Genomic DNA, 16,546 nt, shown 5'->3' with positions numbered 1-16,546 from the left:
TCATTTCCTGAGCTGCGCCGGTGCCTGATTTTGTGCAGGGCAAGGCGCGAGGAGTGTGGTTTGGTGTTTCAAATAAACGACGAGTAACGCAGCCCTGCACAAAATCAGGCCCGGCCCTTCGGGTTGCCGGCTCAAAGCGCGCCATGCCGCGTTGCAGGCCTTGGCAAGGAAACGCCATTCCCGGCGGCCTACGCCTTGCCTGGCGCGCTTTGAGCCGGCAACGCAGCTCAGGAAATGACTGATGACACATCCTAATGTCCTGCAGAATAGATGGCGTGCGGGTCTTTGAGTACCGGATCGACAGTTTTCCAGTCGCCGTTCTCGAAGACGCGGTAGAAGCAGCTCTGGCGGCCGGTATGGCAGGCGATGTCGCCGATTTGCTCGACCATCAGGATGATCACGTCGGCGTCACAGTCCAGGCGCATTTCATGCAGGGTCTGCACGTGGCCGGACTCTTCACCCTTGCGCCACAACTTGCCACGGGAGCGTGACCAGTAAATGGCACGGTTCTCGGCAGCGCTCAGTTCCAGCGCTTCGCGGTTCATCCAGGCCATCATCAGGACGCGCCCGGTCTTGTGATCCTGGGCAATCGCTGGCACCAGGCCATCGGCGTCCCACTTGATCTCGTCCAGCCAGTTTTTCATCTTCGACTCCGACAGCGGGCCCGACACTTCATTAGTCGGGCAGGCGTTGAAACAGTGTGCCAGCGCGCGGGAGCTCTGGCTATCGGCGAACGACCAGATACAAGCCGACGGCCACCATGATGCCGGCTGGCCAATGCCCCAGTTCGTTCAGTGGCCCACCCGCGGCGAGTATCGTCCCGCCGGCCAGATGTGCACAACCGAGCAGGCGCAGGAACCAGTCGTCCTTGCGTTTGTGCCACGGGGGTGGCGGGTCGTAGGCGTGGGGCTGGGACATGCGTTCGAGCAGGTCGCGAGCCATGTTGGCCAGGTGCGGCAACTGTTCGAACTGGCTCTGTACATTGCCGATCAAGGCTTTGGGGCTGACGCGTTCACGCATCCAGCGTTCGAGGAACGGCTGGGCGGTGTTCCACAGATCCAGGTCCGGGTACAGCTGACGGCCCAGGCCTTCGATGTTCAACAGGGTTTTTTGCAGCAACACGAGCTGCGGCTGCACTTCCATGTTGAAGCGCCGAGCGGTCTGGAACAGGCGCATCAGCACCTGGCCGAAGGAAATATCTTTTAACGGTTTTTCGAAAATCGGTTCGCAAACCGTGCGGATCGCCGCTTCGAATTCGTTGAGTTTGGTTTCCGCCGGCACCCAGCCCGAATCGATGTGCAACTGTGCCACACGCCGGTAATCACGCTTGAAGAACGCGAACAGGTTGCGCGCCAGGTAATCCTGGTCCTCCGGGGTCAGGCTGCCGACGATACCGCAGTCGATCGCAATGTACTGCGGGCTCCACGGGTTGACGGTACTGACGAAGATGTTGCCCAGGTGCATGTCGGCGTGGAAGAAACTGTCGCGGAACACCTGGGTGAAGAAGATCTCCACGCCACGCTCGGCGAGCATTTTCATGTCGGTGCGCTGGTCGGCCAGGGTCGTGAGGTCGGTGACCTGGATCCCGTAGATGCGCTCCATCACCAGCACTTTCGGCCGGCACCAGTCCCAATAGACTTGCGGTACGTACAGCAGTGGTGAGCCTTCGAAGTTGCGCTTCAACTGGCTGGCGTTGGCCGCCTCGCGCAGCAGGTCGAGTTCGTCGTAGATGGTTTTTTCGTAGTCCTGGACCACGTCCACCGGATGCAGCAGGCGCGCGTCGGCCGACAGCCGCTCAGCGGCGCGGGCGAGGATGAACAGCCACGCCAGGTCTTGCTTGATGATCGGTTTGAGGCCGGGCGGATGACTTTGACGACCACTTCTTCACCGGTCTTCAACTGCGCGGCATGTACCTGCGCCACCGAGGCCGAGGCCAGCGGTTCAACGTCGAAACGGCTGAAAACTTCGCTGATCTTTTTGCCAAGCTGTTCTTCGATCAGCTTGATCGACACTTGCGAGTCGAACGGTGGCACCCGGTCCTGCAATTTCATCAGCTCATCGGCGATGTCTTCGGGCAACAGGTCGCGGCGAGTGGACAGAATCTGCCCGAACTTGATGAAAATCGGTCCCAGGTCCTGCAACGCCAGGCGCAATCGTGCGCCACGGCTCAGGTCCAGCGTCTTGCGCGGGAACCAGCGCCACGGCAAGGCATAGCGCAGCGCCAGTAGAAACCAGGGCAGCGGCAGGGCGAACAGCAGGTCATCGAGGCGGTAGCGGATCACGACGCGCTGGATGCGCAACAAACGGCGGACGGCAAGCAGCTTCATGCGTTATCGCTTGGGTCTAGGGATCGGGAAAGGCGCTCGAAACGCGCCTCGAGACGTTCCAGATCGAGTTTGATCTGGTCCAGTTCACTGAAACGGGCTTCGGCTTCGCGCTGACCGACGAGGGTGCGCGATTCCTCGGCCAGGTATTCGCCAAGGTTCTGGTTCAGGCTGGCGAACCCTTGCTGATAAAAACGTGCGCGGCTGCGCAGGTGACCGCCGACCAATTGCGTGGCAACCGGGCCGAGCCAGCGCGAGTTCGTACTCCCAGTCCAGCTCAAGGTCTTGCAGCACGGCCGCCAGTTCCAGCAGTACGCCGCTATCGCCATCAAGCTCGACTTGCGGGCTGTGCAAGATCGAAGTCTTGTCCTTGCTCATCGCCAGTTTCAACAGGCTTGAGGCCGGTGCACGCAAGGTGCAATCGGCGCCGGTTTCCCACTGGGAGGCAAGCATCAGGCCTTCATCGCTGGGCAGGATGAACAGTTGCAGCGCCGGGCTGCGGCAATCGACGGCAATCACTTTGCCGGTCAAATGTGCCAGACGCGGCAGCGCGGTGCTGTCGAGGCGCAGCACCCGGTTCAGACCGAGTTCAACGCTGGCGAGCAGGCCGGCCAGCCACATCAGGGCTTGATGCCGCGGTGCAGGGCGACAATGCCTGCGGTCATGTTGTGGTAGGTCACGCGGTCGAAACCGGCCTCGACCATCATCGACTTCAGGGTTTCCTGATTCGGGTGCATGCGGATCGATTCGGCCAGGTAGCGATAGCTTTCCGAGTCGTTGGTGATCAGCTTGCCCATCAGCGGCATGAAGGCGAACGAGTAGGCGTCGTAGGCTTTGGACATCAGCGCGTTGGTCGGCTTGGAGAATTCCAATACCAACAGGCGACCGCCAGGCTTGAGTACACGCAGCATCGAGCGCAGGGCGTCTTCTTTATGAGTGACGTTGCGCAGGCCGAAAGCGATGGTCACGCAGTCGAAATGGTTGTCCGGGAACGGCAGCTTTTCAGCGTCGGCCTGGACGAATTCGACGTTGCCAGCCACACCGAGGTCCAGCAGGCGGTCACGACCGACCTTGAGCATGGATTCGTTGATGTCGGCCAACACCACTTGGCCGGTCGGGCCGACGAGGTGCGAGAACTTCTTGGTCAAATCGCCGGTGCCGCCGGCGATGTCCAGCACACGATTACCGGTGCGAACGCCCGACAGCTCGATCGCAAAACGCTTCCACAGACGGTGCATGCCGCCCGACAGGAGGTCGTTCATCAAGTCGTACTTGGCGGCTACCGAGTGAAAAACCTCAGCGACTTTTTCCGCTTTTTGGCTTTCCGGAACGTTTTTGAAACCGAAGTGAGTGGTGGGTTCGGCATCGCTGCCTTTGCGCTGATCAGTCATATCGCTGTCACCAGAAGAGAATGCGGGACATTCTAATCCCGGTGGCCTGCTTTGTCTTGGAATGGCTAAAGGTAAGATAGGCAACCTCTCAGACTGTGTGAAAACTACTGCGCTCGGCAATACTGCGTTAAAAACAGGCTCGGACTGCTCATTTACAGCTCGTAAACTCCGCGTCCTCGCCTGTTTTTGCCTTGTCTTGCCTTCGCTCGCTACGTTTTCACACCGCCTGAGCGGGACGTTTTGCCGCAGCAGCGGTCAAGATGCGTCAGGAAAGTATCCATAAAGCAGGAGTCATTCGATGGCCCGAATTAGTGTTGAACGTGCCCACGGCCTGGGCAAGGAAGCTGCACGCGAGAAGGCCGACCTGTTGGCGCAGAAACTGTCCGATCAATATGGCCTGGAGCCGCAGTGGTCCGGCGATACCCTGAACCTCAAGCGTTCGGGTGTGAAAGGCGCGGTGCATGTCGGTGAGGATTCGATCAAGGTTGATGTGGAGCTGGGCCTGATGATGTCGGCCATGAGCGCAATGATCAAATCTGAAATCGAAAAGGCGCTCGATAAAGCGTTGGCGTGATTCCAAAGAGATCGCAGCCTCGTTTCATTCGACAGCTCCTACAGGTGTACGCCGCCCCCGTAGGAGCTGTCGAGTGAAACGAGGCTGCGATCTCTTCCATCAGGCGCCACGGTTTTATGTCAGTTGTTAGGGTGCCGTTTCTAACTTTTCTCCCTACTTTGTGCATGAGCCCGAGACTTTCGCGGGCAGTTCCTCAAACCTTCTGCGCGTGAGGTGCACCATGGCCAAAGTTATTTTGAAGAAAAAAATCGACGCATCGACTAACGCTCTGCAAGACGTCAGATCGTATGCCCGCAAGATCTGGCTGGCAGGCCTGGGTGCCTACACCAAGGTTGGACACGAGGGCGGCGAGTACTTTCAAGAGTTGATCAAGGCTGGTCAAACTGTTGAAAAGAAAGGCAAAAAGGTCGTTGCTGAAAAACTCGAAGCGGCCAATGCCGAGATCGATGAAGCCAAGAGTGAAGTGAGCACTTTCAAAGGCAAGGTCGAAGTTCAACTCGACAAGGTCGAGAAGGCTTTTGACTCGCGTGTCGCAAGTGCCTTGAATCGTATCGGCATTCCGTCTAAACATGACGTTGAGACACTCTCTGCTAAGCTCGATGAGCTGACGGCATTGCTCGAACGTGTCGCGCGTAAATCTTAAGGAGAACGGGATGGCTGGTAAAAAGAATACTGAAAAAGAAGGCAGCTCGTGGATCGGGAAAGTCGAAGACTACTCCCGCAAAATCTGGCTGGCTGGTTTAGGCGTGTATTCGAAGATCGACACTGACGGCAGCAAACTCTTCGATACATTGGTTAAAGACGGCGAGAAAGCCGAGAAGCTCACCAAAAGCGCTGTCGGCAAAAAAGTCGACGCCGCCAAGGATACTGCTTCGTCGGCCAAGTCGCGCATCAGCGGCGTGAAAGATCGCGCACTGGGCAAGTGGGATGAGCTGGAAGGGGCTTTTGACAAGCGTCTGAACAGCGCCATTTCGCGTCTCGGTGTTCCGAGCCGCAACGAAGTCAAGGCGCTGCACAGCAAGGTCGATACCCTGACCAAGCAAATCGAACGGCTCACCGGTGCCAAGGTTGCGCCTGTTGCGGCGAAAACCGCAGCAGCCAAACCAGCGGCCAAAAGCGCTGCCAAGCCACTGGTCAAAGCTGCCGCTAAACCGGCTGCCAAACCAGCGGCGAAGCCTGCGGTCAAAACTGCCGCAGCGAAACCTGCAGCCGCCAAGCCAGCGGCCAAACCGGTCGCCGCCAAAGCCGCCGCTAAACCAGCAGCGAAACCGGCAGCGGCCAAGCCTGCAGCAAAAACCGCAGCAGCCAAACCTGCAGCCAAGCCAGCGGCAAAACCTGCCGCAGCGAAGAAGCCCGCAGTGAAAAAACCGGCAGCGCCAAAAGCCGCCGCACCCAAACCAGCAGTCGCTGCCGCCAAGCTGGCAGCCCCGGCCAGCACAACGAACTCCGTTGCCGCACCGACCCCTGCTGCTACCCCGACTGCCGCGCCAGCTCCAGTGACGCCAACCAGTCAGTCCTGATTTTCAGGGCTCAAGAAAACGCCCGGCCTGCAAAGGTCGGGCGTTTTATTTGAGATTTGAATGGTCAGCGAAAAGATCGCAGCCTTCGGCAGCTCCTACAGGGGATCGCATACACCTGTAGGAGCTGCCGAAGGCTGCGATCTTTTGATCTTAATGTTCCTCCAGATACTGCAACGCCAGTTGCTCAGTCGCCGCTTTAATCGGCGGCAGCAGATGCGGCGCCACCAGCATCATGATCTGGTACACCACCAACCGCACTTCCCCCTCTCGATCCAGAATCCGCTGATAGTCCAGCGAAAACAGCAACGTCAAGGTGATCTGTTCCACCAGTTGCCCCAACGCCTGGGTGTCGCTGACCAACTGTCCCTGAGCCTTCAATCGCGCAAGCAACGATGCCAGTGTGCGTTTCAACGCATTGAGCAAATTGCGGATGCCCTTGGCCAGTTTCGGCAGGCGTCCTGCCAGGTTCGACAGGTCCTGGAACAGGAACCGGTAATGCGCCAGGCGCTCAACGATCAGGTGCAGGAACAGCCAGTAATCTTCGGGGCCCAGTTCCACGTCGGACGGTGGATCGAGCAGCGGAGCCAGCTCATTCTGGAAGCGCTCGAACAACCCGAGAATCAGCGGTTCCTTGCCGTGGAAGTGGTAGTAGAGGTTGCCGGGGCTGATCCCCATTTCGTTGGCAACTTCCATGGTGGATACGTTCGGTTCGCCCTTGAGGTTGAACAACTGCAAAGCACATTCGAGGATCCGGTCGCGGGTTTTCATCCAGTCTTCTTAATGGTCGAGTCATGCCACGGCCTGCTTCGGCCGTGGTGGGTTGAGCGTCAGCGCACGCGGACGTAAGTGCCGGGTGCGGCTTCCATCGGTGGATAGTTGGCGTTGCCGAGGGCCATGTGGGTTTCTTTTTGCGCGCCGGAGCGCTCCTGAATCCAGCTCAGCCATTGCGTCCACCAACTGCCGTCGGTTTGCTTGGCGTCGTAATACCAGGCACGCGGGTCGCTGCTCAGTTTCGGGCTTTCGACAAAGTTGGCTTTCGGGTTGGAAGGCGGGTTGAGGATGCTCTGTACATGGCCGCTGTTGGACAACACGAAGCGCCGCTCGCCACCCAGCAGCAGGGTCGAGCGATACACCGCATCCCACGGAGTGATGTGGTCGTTCATGCCGGCCACGCTGAAACTGTCGACCGTGACTTTCTGCAAATCGATTGGTGTGCCACACACCTCAAGACCGCCCGGATGGCTCAGCGGGTTGTGCTTGAAGAAGTCCAGCAGGTCGCCATGGAACGCCGCGGGCAGGCGCGTGTTGTCGTTGTTCCAGTAGAGAATGTCGAATGCCGGCGGCTCCTTGCCCAGCAGGTAGTTGTTGACGAAGTAGCTCCAGATCAAATCGTTGGGGCGCATCCAGGCGAACACTTTGGCCATGTCGCGACCGTCCAGCACGCCCTTCTGATAGGAGCGGCGCTTGGCCGCTTCCAGGGTTTGTTCGTCGGCGAACAGGGTGGCCGGGCTGTCCATCTGGCTGTCGAGCAGGCTCACCAGGTAGGTCGCGCTGGAGACTCGCCGCAGTTGTCGCTTGGCCTGAAGATGACCTTGCAACGCGGCAATCGTCAGCCCGCCGGCGCAGGCGCCCATCAGGTTGACCTCGCGTGCGCCGGTGATCGCCCGGCAGACGTTCATTGCTTCTTCCACGGCCTCAACGTAGGTCGAGAGCCCCCACTCTCGGTGACGCACATCCGGGTTGCGCCAACTGATCATGAAGGTTTGCAGGCCGTTTTTCAGGGCGAACTGGACGAAGCTGTTGTGCGGGCTCAGGTCGAAAATGTAGTACTTGTTGATCTGCGGTGGCACCACCAGCAGCGGTTTTGAATATTGTTTTTCGCTCATCGGCTTGTACTGGATCAGCTCCAGCAGCTCGTTGCGAAACACTACCGAACCGGTAGTGGTGGCGACGGTTTTACCGACCTCGAAGGCTTGCTTGGTGACTTGCCGGGGCAAGCCATCGTTGTGCAGGAAATCGTCGACCAGGTGACTGAGGCCGCGCACCAGGCTGTTGCCGCCGGAGTTGAAAATCTCCTTGATCGCCAACGGATTGAGCAGGGTATTGGAGGGCGACACGGCATCGTTGAGCAGGGCAAAAGCGAAGTGGGCGCGGGCGCGATCGTCCGGGCTCATGTTGCTCTCGTCGATCCAGGTCTTGACCTGTTTCTGCCAGCTCAGGTAGGCCTGCAAGCTACGCCGGTAAAACGGGTTGAGGCTCCACGCCGGGTCGGCAAAGCGACTGTCCTGCGGGTTGGTCGGATGCAGGGTTTCCCCCAGCAGCACACGGCCCAACTGGCCACCCAGTTTCAGGGCGTGCCGGGCGCTGTGCACCGGGTTGCGCAAACCGTGGGCCGCCACGCTGCGCAGGGTCGACAACAGATCCCGGCCGCGCAGACCGGTAATCGCACTTTGTGCGTTGATGAAGGCGGCGGGAGAGGGCAACGAGCCCGTCGCTGGTTTTTCGCGCATGAGTCAACACTCCTTCGTCTTCAGGCCAAAAACAAACACACCGAACCAGATCACCATAGACGCTGTTATGGGTTGTTGCGCGGTAAGGCGTCCTGCCGTCCCTTTCCCATTAACAAAAAGCCGGGGCGGATTAGCCGCCCAATGGTGTCGGGTGCGGATGCATCACCGCACGCTGACGTTCTTCCTCGAGGAATTTCATGATGATCGGCGCCACCGCTTCGGCCCGGTAATCAGGAACAGATGCCCGTCATCGATGATGTGCAATTGGGCGTTGGGAATCCGCCAGGCGAGCATGCGCATGTTGATCAGCGGGATCAGCGGATCGTCGTCGCCCGCCAGCACCAGCGTCGGCTGGTGGATCTTGTGCAGCCAGTGAATGCTGGTCCAGCCGAGGCCGGCGAACAGTTGCCAGTAGTAACCGAGCTTGCCCGCCGAACGCACCTTCGCCGCATGGCTGGCCGCCAGTGTCGGGTCGCGACGGAACGAGCCGCCGTAGATCATCGGTGCAATGCGGATCACGTGGGACGGCTGGATGTAACGCCGGGGGCTGGCCATCATCCACAGGACTTTCGGCTTGCCGGGCACCATCACCGCACCGGCCGCCGTGGCGGCCAGCACCAGTTTTTTGCAGCGCTCGGGATAGTCGTAGGCGAACTGCTGCGCCAGGGCGCCGCCCCAGGACACGCCGATCACGTTGACCTGTCCGTAGTCGAGATAGTCGAGCATCCGTGCCGTGAGTTTCGCCAGGCCCGGAAAGCGATATGGCCGGTTCGGCGTCGACGAGCCGCCGACACCGGGAACGTCGAAAGCGATGACTTCCAGGTCCGGGTCCAGCGCCGCGACGAACGGAAATACCAGCTCAAGGTTGGCGCCGATGCCGTTGAAAATCAGCAAGGGCGTCAAGTGAGGCTTGCCGGGGCGTACCGCGGTGCGGAGGGTCTGGCCATCCAGGTCGACGGTACGAAAAATGAACGGTTGCGGCATGCTTCTGGCCCTGTGGGTCACTTTCTAAAATTCATCCTCGATCCCCTGTAGGAGCTGCCGCAGGCTGCGATCTTTTGATCTTGACTCTCTTAACCAAGATCAAAAGATCGCAGCCTGCGGCAGCTCCTACAGGGGCGCGAGGTGTGTCAGTTACCGCTCATGTACGTAAGTGCCCGGCGCAGCTTCGCCGGCGGTGTAGGTTTTGTTGCCCAGTATGGTCGGGGATTTCTTCAACTTGCCTGAGCGCTCGGCCTGCCACGCCTGCCAGTGCAGCCACCAGGAATCGGTGTGCTTGGTGGAGTTCTCTTGCCAGTCCTCGGCCTTCACCGGCATGTCGATGCTGGTCATGTAGCGCGATTTCGGGTTGCCCGGCGGGTTCAGAATGCTCTGGATGTGCCCGCTGCTGGACAGTACGAATTCAACATTGCCACCAAACAACTGCGCCGACTTGTAGCAGGACTTCCACGGCGTGATGTGGTCGTTGGTGCCGGCCAGGGAAAAGATGTCGGCCGTCACCTGCTTGAGGTCGATCGGCGTGCCGCACACTTCCAGTGCGTTGGGGCGGATCAGTGGGTTACTTTTGAACATCTCGATCAGGTCACCGTGGAACGCGGCTGGCAACCGTGTGGTGTCGTTGTTCCAGAACAGGATGTCGAACACCGGCGGCTCGTTGCCCAGCAGGTAGTTGTTGACCCAGTAATTCCAGATCAGGTCATTGGGGCGCATCCAGGCGAAGACTTTCGCCATGTCGCGGCCTTCCAGCACACCGGCCTGGTAGGAATGGCGCTTGGCGGCTTCGAGGGTCTGTTCGTCGACGAACAGGGCCACGTCGCTTTCCAGGGTGGTATCCAGCACGCTCACCAGCAAGGTCAGGGCGTTGACCTTCTTCTCGCCGATCGCCGCGTAGTGACCCAGCAGGGCGGTGCAGGTGATGCCGCCGGAACAGGCGCCAAGCATGTTCACGTCTTTGCTGCCGGTGATCGCGGTGACCACATCGACGGCTTCCTTGAGCGCTTCGATGTAGGTCGACAGACCCCACTCGCGCTGTTCCTTGGTCGGGTTGCGCCAGCTGACAATGAACGTCTGCACGTTATTGCGCAGGCAGAAGCGCGCCAGGCTCTTGTCCGGGCTCAAGTCGAATACGTAGAACTTGTTGATCTGCGGCGGCACCACCAGCAATGGGCGCTCGTACACCTGCTCGGTGATCGGCCGGTACTGGATCAGCTCCAGCACGTCGTTGCGAAACACCACCGCGCCTTCGGTCACGCCAAGCGACTTGCCGACTTCGAAGGCGCCCATGTTGACCTGGCTCGGCATGCCACCGTTATGGACGATGTCCTTGGCCAGGTGGGAGAGACCGTCGAGCAGGCTCTTGCCGCCGGTTTCGAAGAAGCGTTTGACCGCCGCAGGGTTGGCCGCACTGTTGGTCGGGGCCATGGCTTCGGTCATGAGGTTGATCACGAAGTGTCCGCGGGCGACGTCTTTGGGCGACAGGCTGCTGTCGTCGATCCAGGCATGGAGTTCCTTGCGCCACGCCAGGTAAGTCTGCAAATAACGTTTGTAGAGCGGGTTCTGGCTCCAGGCCGGATCGGCGAAGCGACGGTCTTCGCCTGGCGGTTGCAGCTCGGATTTACCAAACAACACGTTCTTGAGTTCGAGACTGAAATGAGCGACATGTTTGACACTGTGAATCGGTTGTTTGATGGCCTGCCTGAGCACCATTCGAGCAGAAGCCAGTAGATCCTTTCCACGCAGCCCAACAACTGGATTAAGCCCCAGGGTGTTTTCCGAGGCTTGATACTTCAGGTCATCGTTGTTCTTGTTACTCATCTACGACGCTCCATTGTCCTGAGACGAGTACCTGAGCCCAGCCGTGTAGTCACACAACCAATATCAGGTACTGCTGCTCGGGTGACCGTTAATTCTGCATCGCTGCTTTTTAGTACAACGAGCACTGCAGGGAACTTGCCAGCTCCATTGGTTACCCGAGTTTAATTTTTTTCGCAAGCAGGCCGATCCTCAGCCTGACAGCAGAGCATTCAAACAGATGAAATTAGAAAATGCCCTCTAAAGAGCAAGAAGCCTGACCTAGAGCATCAGCTTGACGATGGACTGGCTTGGATCGCGGGTTTTGCCGGCGGCTTTGAGCTCGGCAAGATAATCATCCCAGAGTGCGTCATGACGTCGCGCCAGTTCGTACAGATATTCCCAAGTGAACAGGCCGCTGTCGTGGCCGTCATCGAAGGTCAATTTCAGTGCGTACTGACCGGCCGGTTCTACCTTGCTCAGGCCGACGGCGATCTTGCCAAATTGCAGGATAGGTTTGCCATGGCCCTGGACCTCGGCGGAAGGAGAGTGCACCCGAAGGAACTCGGCGGGCAGGTGATATTCCTCGCCGGACGCGTATTTCAGCGACAGGGTTTTCGAGGCTTTGTGCAGTTTGATGTCGGTGGGCAACTGGGTCATGACAGGTCGTCCGTCTTGGTGGAGCACCCTGGTAGGAGCTGCCGCAGGCTGCGATCTTTTGATCTTTGATCTTGAAAGATCAAAAGATCGCAGCCTGCGGCAGCTCCTACCAGGGGAACAGGAGACCTACAGGATATAACGGGACAGGTCTTCGTTCTGTGCCAATTCGCCGAGGTGGCTGTTGACGTAGTCGGCGTCGATCAGGATCACCTTGTCGTCGTGGGCGCTGGCCAGATCACCGGCGCTGAACGACACCTCTTCCAGCAGGCGCTCAAGCAGCGTGTGCAGGCGACGGGCGCCGATGTTCTCGGTCTTCTCGTTGACCTGCCAGGCGATCTCGGCAATGCGCTTGATCCCGTCCGGCTGGAACTCGATGGTCAGGCCTTCGGTTTTCAGCAGTGCGCAGTATTGCTCGGTGAGCGATGCATGCGGCTCGCTGAGAATACGTTCGAAGTCTTCCGGGGTCAGCGCTTTCAACTCGACGCGGATCGGCAGGCGACCCTGCAACTCAGGCACCAGATCGCTCGGCTTGCTCAGGTGGAACGCACCGGAAGCGATGAACAGGATGTGGTCAGTCTTGACCATGCCCAGTTTGGTGTTGACGGTGCAGCCCTCGATCAGCGGCAGTAAGTCACGCTGTACGCCTTCGCGGGACACGTCGATGCCACCGGAATTTCCGCGCTTGGCGACCTTGTCGATTTCGTCGATGAACACGATGCCGTGCTGCTCGACGGCTTCCAGCGCCTTGGCCTTCAACTCTTCATCGTTGACCAGGCGACCGGCTTCTTCGTCACGGACCAGTTTCAGCGCTTCCTTGACCTTGAGCTTGCGGCTTTTCTTTTTGCCTTTGCCCATGTTGGCGAAGAGGCTCTGCAACTGGTTGGTCATCTCTTCCATGCCCGGTGGCGCGGAGATATCGACGCCCGCGACTTCGGCGACTTCGATTTCGATCTCCTTGTCATCCAGCTGGCCTTCACGCAGGCGCTTGCGGAACAGCTGACGGGTATTGGAATCGGCCGACGGTGCTTCTTCGTTACTGAAGCCCATGCGTGCCGGCGGCAGCAGGGCGTCGAGGATGCGCTCTTCGGCGGCGTCTTCGGCGCGGTGGCGAACCTTGGTCATTTCCTGTTCGCGCAGCAGCTTGATCGCGGCGTCGGCGAGGTCACGAATGATCGATTCAACGTCGCGGCCGACATAGCCGACTTCGGTGAACTTGGTCGCTTCGACCTTGATGAACGGCGCGTTCGCCAGTTTGGCCAGGCGACGGGCGATCTCGGTTTTACCGACACCAGTCGGGCCGATCATCAGGATGTTCTTTGGCGTTACTTCAACGCGCAGCTCTTCAGGCAGCTGCATCCGGCGCCAGCGGTTACGCAGCGCGATGGCGACGGCGCGCTTGGCATCGTCCTGGCCAATGATATGGCGATTGAGTTCGTGGACGATTTCACGGGGAGTCATGGACATAGTAATTGGCGGTCCTCTAGCAAAAGCGAGCCGTGGCGCTAGGCCGAAACAGGCTTACTCGGCGAGGTCCTGCTCCTCAATGGTGAAGGTATGGTTGGTGAATACACAGATGTCGCCGGCGATGCCGAGCGCGGTTTCGACGATTTCCCGAGCCGACAAATCGGTTTTCTTCAGCAGGGCACTCGCGGCGGCCTGGGCGTAACCGCCACCGGAACCCATGGCGATCAGGCCTTCTTCGGGTTCAACGACGTCACCGTTGCCGGTGATGATCAAGGATGCGTCTTTGTTGGCGACGGCGAGCATGGCTTCGAGGCGGCTGAGGGAACGGTCGGTGCGCCATTCTTTGGCGAGTTCGACGGCGGCGCGAACCAGGTGACCCTGATGTTTCTCGAGCTGGCCTTCAAAACGCTCGAACAGGGTGAAGGCGTCAGCGGTAGCCCCGGCAAAACCGGCGATGACCTGGCCGTGGTACAGGCGGCGAACTTTCTTCGCGTTGCCTTTCATCACGGTATTGCCGAGAGAAACCTGGCCGTCGCCGCCCATGACGACTTTGCCGTGGCGGCGAACTGAAACGATGGTGGTCAAGGGAGAGTCTCCACGCAGCGGGGCGAAAATGCCTTATGCCAACTCATATGGGGGTGGTGGAGCGTTTTTCAACTGTAGGACGAGGCGGGGGACGAGCGGTGCGAGGCGCGTAGGAGCTGCCGAAGGCTGCGATCTTTTGATCTTGCTCTTTTTTTCCAGACAAGTAACCTGCAACCCCAGAAAAGATCGCAGCCTGCGGCAGCTCCTACAGGGATATGTGTCTCCTGTGGGAGCTGCAGTGGCAGAAATCAGCGGCTCTGGCGTTGTTGTAACAACAGGTTGCTGAAGCCGCTGCCGGCCAGTTGTTTCTGGGCAGTGGTCAGTTGTTCACGGTTGCTGAACGGTCCAACCAAAACCCGATACCAGGTTTCATCTTTCACCGTGCCGGATTCAACCGCCACCGCCTGACCGAGCAAGATGATCTGTGCGCGAACCTTGTCGGCGTCAGCCTGCTTGCGGAACGAACCGGCCTGCAGGAAGAACCTGGTCACTGGCGCCGCTTTGGAAACCGGTGGCGCGGGTGGCGGGGTGATCCCGGACAGCGCCGCCTGCGCCCGCGCGGTGTCGATCTTCGCCGCTTGTTCTGGCGTCACCGGGGTGGTTGGCACCGTCGGCACTTGTGGTGTCGGCAGGGTTTTCTCCGGCACCGCGTCCGGCGGCACGATCACTTCCGATTCCGGCAGCAAGGTATAGAAGTCGTACTTCGGCTTCACCGGTTGCGTCGGGCTCGGTGGCGTCTTGTTGGCCTCGGCGATCTTGCTGGCTTTCTGCTGCTCGATCTTCTCGCGCTTGACGCTCTCGCTACCCTTGCCCGGCTCCAGCTTCATCAGGAACACGATAAACGCGCCGACGGTCAGGCCGATGGCCATCCATAACCAGCCCGGGATCGGTTTCTTTGCAGGAGCGGTGTAACGACTGGCGCCGCGCTTGGGTGCAGGTTTTTTCTTGGCAGCCAACTTACATACGCTCCAGAGTTTCCAGACCCAAGAGTTCCAGGCCTTGCTTGAGTGTGCGACCGGTCAGCGCGGCGAGGCGCAGACGGCTCTGCATTAGCGCCGGGGTGTCGGCGCTGAGGATCGGGCAGTTCTCGTAGAAGCTGGAGAACAGGCCGGCGACATCGTACAGGTAGGTGCACAGAATGTGCGGCGTCCCTTTGTCGGAAACGTTGTTCAGTACTTCGCCGAACTGCGCCAGTTTGGCCGCCAGTTCATGTTCGTGCGGCGCTTCGAGAACGATCTGGCCTTCGACTTCGCTGAAATCCTTGCCGAGCTTGCGGAACACGCCGGCCACGCGGGTGTAGGCGTACAGCAGGTACGGCGCGGTGTTGCCTTCGAAGTTCAGCATCAGGTCGAAGTTGAAGCTGTAGTCGCTGGTACGGTGCTTGGACAGGTCGGCGTATTTCACCGCGCCGATGCCCACGACCTTGGCGATACTGCGCAACTCGTCTTCGGCCAGCTCCGGGTTCTTCTCTTTCACCAGGGTGTAGGCGCGGTCCTTGGCTTCGGTCAGCAGATCGACCAGTTTCACGGTGCCGCCATCACGGGTCTTGAACGGACGGCCATCGGCGCCGTTCATGGTGCCGAAGCCCATGTGTTCCATGTCCATCGGGTGCGTGACGAAACCAGCCAGGCGCGCGACCTGGAACACTTGCTGGAAGTGCAGGGCCTGACGCTGGTCGACGAAGTACAACGCACGATCAGCCTTCAGCTTGCTGCTGCGATAACGCACGGCCGCCAGGTCGGTGGTGGCGTAGAGGTAGCCGCCGTCGGCCTTGACGATGATCACCGGCAACGGGTCGCCGTCGGCGTTCTTGAACTCGTCGAGGAACACGCACTGGGCGCCGTTGCTCTCGACCAACAGGCCGGCAGCCTTGAGGTCGTTGACCACGTTGATCAGGTCGTCGTTGTAGGCACTTTCGCCCATTACGTCGGCCATGGTCAGTTTGACGTTCAGTTGTTCGTAGATCGCCTGGCAGTGGGACAGCGAGATCTCGCGAAAGCGCGACCACAGCGCCAGGCATTCGGCGTCGCCGGCCTGCAACTTGACCACCAGGCCGCGGGCACGGTCAGCGAACTCTTCGGATTCGTCGAAGCGCTGCTTGGCAGCGCGGTAGAAGTTTTCCAGGTCCGACAGTTCGTCGCTGGTAATCGGGTTTTCTTGCAGGTACGCCATCAGCATGCCGAACTGGGTGCCCCAGTCGCCCACGTGGTTCTGACGGATCACGGTGTCGCCGAGGAACTCCAGCACCCGCGCCACGCCGTCGCCGATGATGGTCGAGCGCAAGTGGCCGACGTGCATCTCCTTGGCCAGGTTCGGCGCCGACAGGTCAACCACAGTGCGCTGCACCGGGCCGGCCTTGCGCACGCCGACGTTCTTGTCAGCCAGCGCCGCGTCGAGGCGCGAGGCCAGGGCCTGGGTGTTCTGGAAGAAGTTCAGGAAGCCCGGACCGGCGATTTCGGTCTTGGTGACGTTTTTGTCAGCCGGCAGCGCGGCGATGATTTTTTCTGCCAGGTCGCGCGGCTTCATACCGGCCGGTTTGGCCAGCATCATCGCGATATTGCTGGCGAAGTCGCCGTTCTTCTTGTCACGGGAGTTTTCCACCTGGATCGCCGGCGACAGGCCTTCAGGCAACACACCTTCGTTGACGAGTTGGGTGATGGCTTGTTGGATCAGCAGGCGAATGGTGTCTTTCATGGTGTTCTCTTTCGACCGCAAGCGCGGCGGCGCT

The 16,546-nt window shown here is 59.6% G+C and carries 13 protein-coding genes and 3 pseudogenes; 3 read left to right on the top strand and 13 right to left on the bottom strand.

All coding sequences use genetic code 11. The features are described 5' to 3' along the window. Positions 1-251: 251 nt before the first annotated feature. The 4 genes and pseudogenes from hisI to ubiE form a co-directional block, all read right to left on the bottom strand. A complete protein-coding gene (hisI, locus tag JFV26_RS10815; protein ID WP_201192140.1) occupies positions 252-644 on the bottom strand; it encodes a phosphoribosyl-AMP cyclohydrolase in 393 nt (130 codons plus the stop codon). Between the two features lie 79 nt (positions 645-723). After that, a pseudogene (gene ubiB / locus JFV26_RS10810) lies at positions 724-2,327 on the bottom strand (ubiquinone biosynthesis regulatory protein kinase UbiB). Then, a pseudogene (locus JFV26_RS10805) lies at positions 2,324-2,945 on the bottom strand (ubiquinone biosynthesis accessory factor UbiJ). Before JFV26_RS10805 ends, ubiB begins: the two co-directional pseudogenes overlap by 4 nt. Further along, positions 2,945-3,715 carry a bifunctional demethylmenaquinone methyltransferase/2-methoxy-6-polyprenyl-1,4-benzoquinol methylase UbiE gene (gene ubiE / locus JFV26_RS10800; RefSeq protein ID WP_007948968.1) on the bottom strand — a complete coding sequence of 257 codons (771 nt, stop codon included), beginning with the start codon at positions 3,713-3,715 and terminating at the stop codon, positions 2,945-2,947. The pseudogene JFV26_RS10805 and the gene ubiE overlap by 1 nt, the downstream one beginning before the upstream one ends. 298 nt (positions 3,716-4,013) lie before the next feature. Here ubiE and JFV26_RS10795 point away from each other — a divergent pair, with 298 nt between their 5' ends. The 3 genes from JFV26_RS10795 to JFV26_RS10785 all read left to right on the top strand — a co-directional run bounded on the left by JFV26_RS10795 (position 4,014) and on the right by JFV26_RS10785 (position 5,809). Then, positions 4,014-4,289, top strand: coding sequence for a polyhydroxyalkanoic acid system family protein (locus tag JFV26_RS10795; protein ID WP_201192138.1), 276 nt, complete (start codon positions 4,014-4,016; stop codon positions 4,287-4,289). Positions 4,290-4,509: 220 nt separating this feature from the next. Next, on the top strand, positions 4,510-4,932 hold the full coding sequence (locus JFV26_RS10790; RefSeq protein WP_201192136.1) for a phasin family protein: 423 nt from the start codon (positions 4,510-4,512) through the stop codon (positions 4,930-4,932). A 10-nt stretch (positions 4,933-4,942) separates the two neighbouring features. Then, a complete protein-coding gene (locus tag JFV26_RS10785; RefSeq protein ID WP_201192134.1) occupies positions 4,943-5,809 on the top strand; it encodes a phasin family protein in 867 nt (288 codons plus the stop codon). A 150-nt stretch (positions 5,810-5,959) separates the two neighbouring features. Here the strand turns inward: JFV26_RS10785 and JFV26_RS10780 are convergent, their stop codons facing one another. The 9 genes and pseudogenes from JFV26_RS10780 to argS all read right to left on the bottom strand — a co-directional run bounded on the left by JFV26_RS10780 (position 5,960) and on the right by argS (position 16,512). Continuing rightward, complete coding sequence (locus JFV26_RS10780) at positions 5,960-6,577, bottom strand: TetR/AcrR family transcriptional regulator (RefSeq protein ID WP_201192132.1); 618 nt, start codon at positions 6,575-6,577, stop codon at positions 5,960-5,962. A 59-nt stretch (positions 6,578-6,636) separates the two neighbouring features. Continuing rightward, positions 6,637-8,319, bottom strand: a complete 1,683-nt coding sequence (gene phaC, locus JFV26_RS10775; protein ID WP_201192130.1) for a class II poly(R)-hydroxyalkanoic acid synthase — start codon at positions 8,317-8,319, stop codon at positions 6,637-6,639. A gap of 130 nt (positions 8,320-8,449) precedes the next feature. Beyond that, a pseudogene (gene phaZ / locus JFV26_RS10770) lies at positions 8,450-9,303 on the bottom strand (poly(3-hydroxyalkanoate) depolymerase). A 150-nt stretch (positions 9,304-9,453) separates the two neighbouring features. Next, the gene (phaC, locus tag JFV26_RS10765; protein ID WP_201192128.1) at positions 9,454-11,133 is read right to left on the bottom strand and encodes a class II poly(R)-hydroxyalkanoic acid synthase; all 1,680 of its coding nucleotides are present in this window, start codon (positions 11,131-11,133) and stop codon (positions 9,454-9,456) included. A 258-nt stretch (positions 11,134-11,391) separates the two neighbouring features. Continuing rightward, complete coding sequence (locus JFV26_RS10760; RefSeq protein WP_201192126.1) at positions 11,392-11,769, bottom strand: gamma-butyrobetaine hydroxylase-like domain-containing protein; 378 nt, start codon at positions 11,767-11,769, stop codon at positions 11,392-11,394. A gap of 126 nt (positions 11,770-11,895) precedes the next feature. Beyond that, positions 11,896-13,233 (bottom strand): ATP-dependent protease ATPase subunit HslU, encoded by a 1,338-nt coding sequence (gene hslU / locus JFV26_RS10755; protein ID WP_201192124.1) that lies wholly within the window; start codon positions 13,231-13,233, stop codon positions 11,896-11,898. Positions 13,234-13,287: 54 nt separating this feature from the next. Continuing rightward, complete coding sequence (gene hslV, locus JFV26_RS10750; protein WP_007899242.1) at positions 13,288-13,818, bottom strand: ATP-dependent protease subunit HslV; 531 nt, start codon at positions 13,816-13,818, stop codon at positions 13,288-13,290. A 248-nt stretch (positions 13,819-14,066) separates the two neighbouring features. Continuing rightward, positions 14,067-14,774, bottom strand: coding sequence for an SPOR domain-containing protein (locus JFV26_RS10745; protein ID WP_201192122.1), 708 nt, complete (start codon positions 14,772-14,774; stop codon positions 14,067-14,069). Between the two features lies 1 nt (position 14,775). Next, on the bottom strand, positions 14,776-16,512 hold the full coding sequence (argS, locus tag JFV26_RS10740) for an arginine--tRNA ligase (RefSeq protein ID WP_201192120.1): 1,737 nt from the start codon (positions 16,510-16,512) through the stop codon (positions 14,776-14,778). Positions 16,513-16,546 lie beyond the last annotated feature (34 nt).

The organism is Pseudomonas sp. TH31 (assembly GCF_016650815.1).
Classification (GTDB): domain Bacteria; phylum Pseudomonadota; class Gammaproteobacteria; order Pseudomonadales; family Pseudomonadaceae; genus Aquipseudomonas.
The sequence above is the reverse complement of the archived record's forward strand: the minus strand, read 5'-3'. Positions and strand labels throughout refer to the sequence as shown.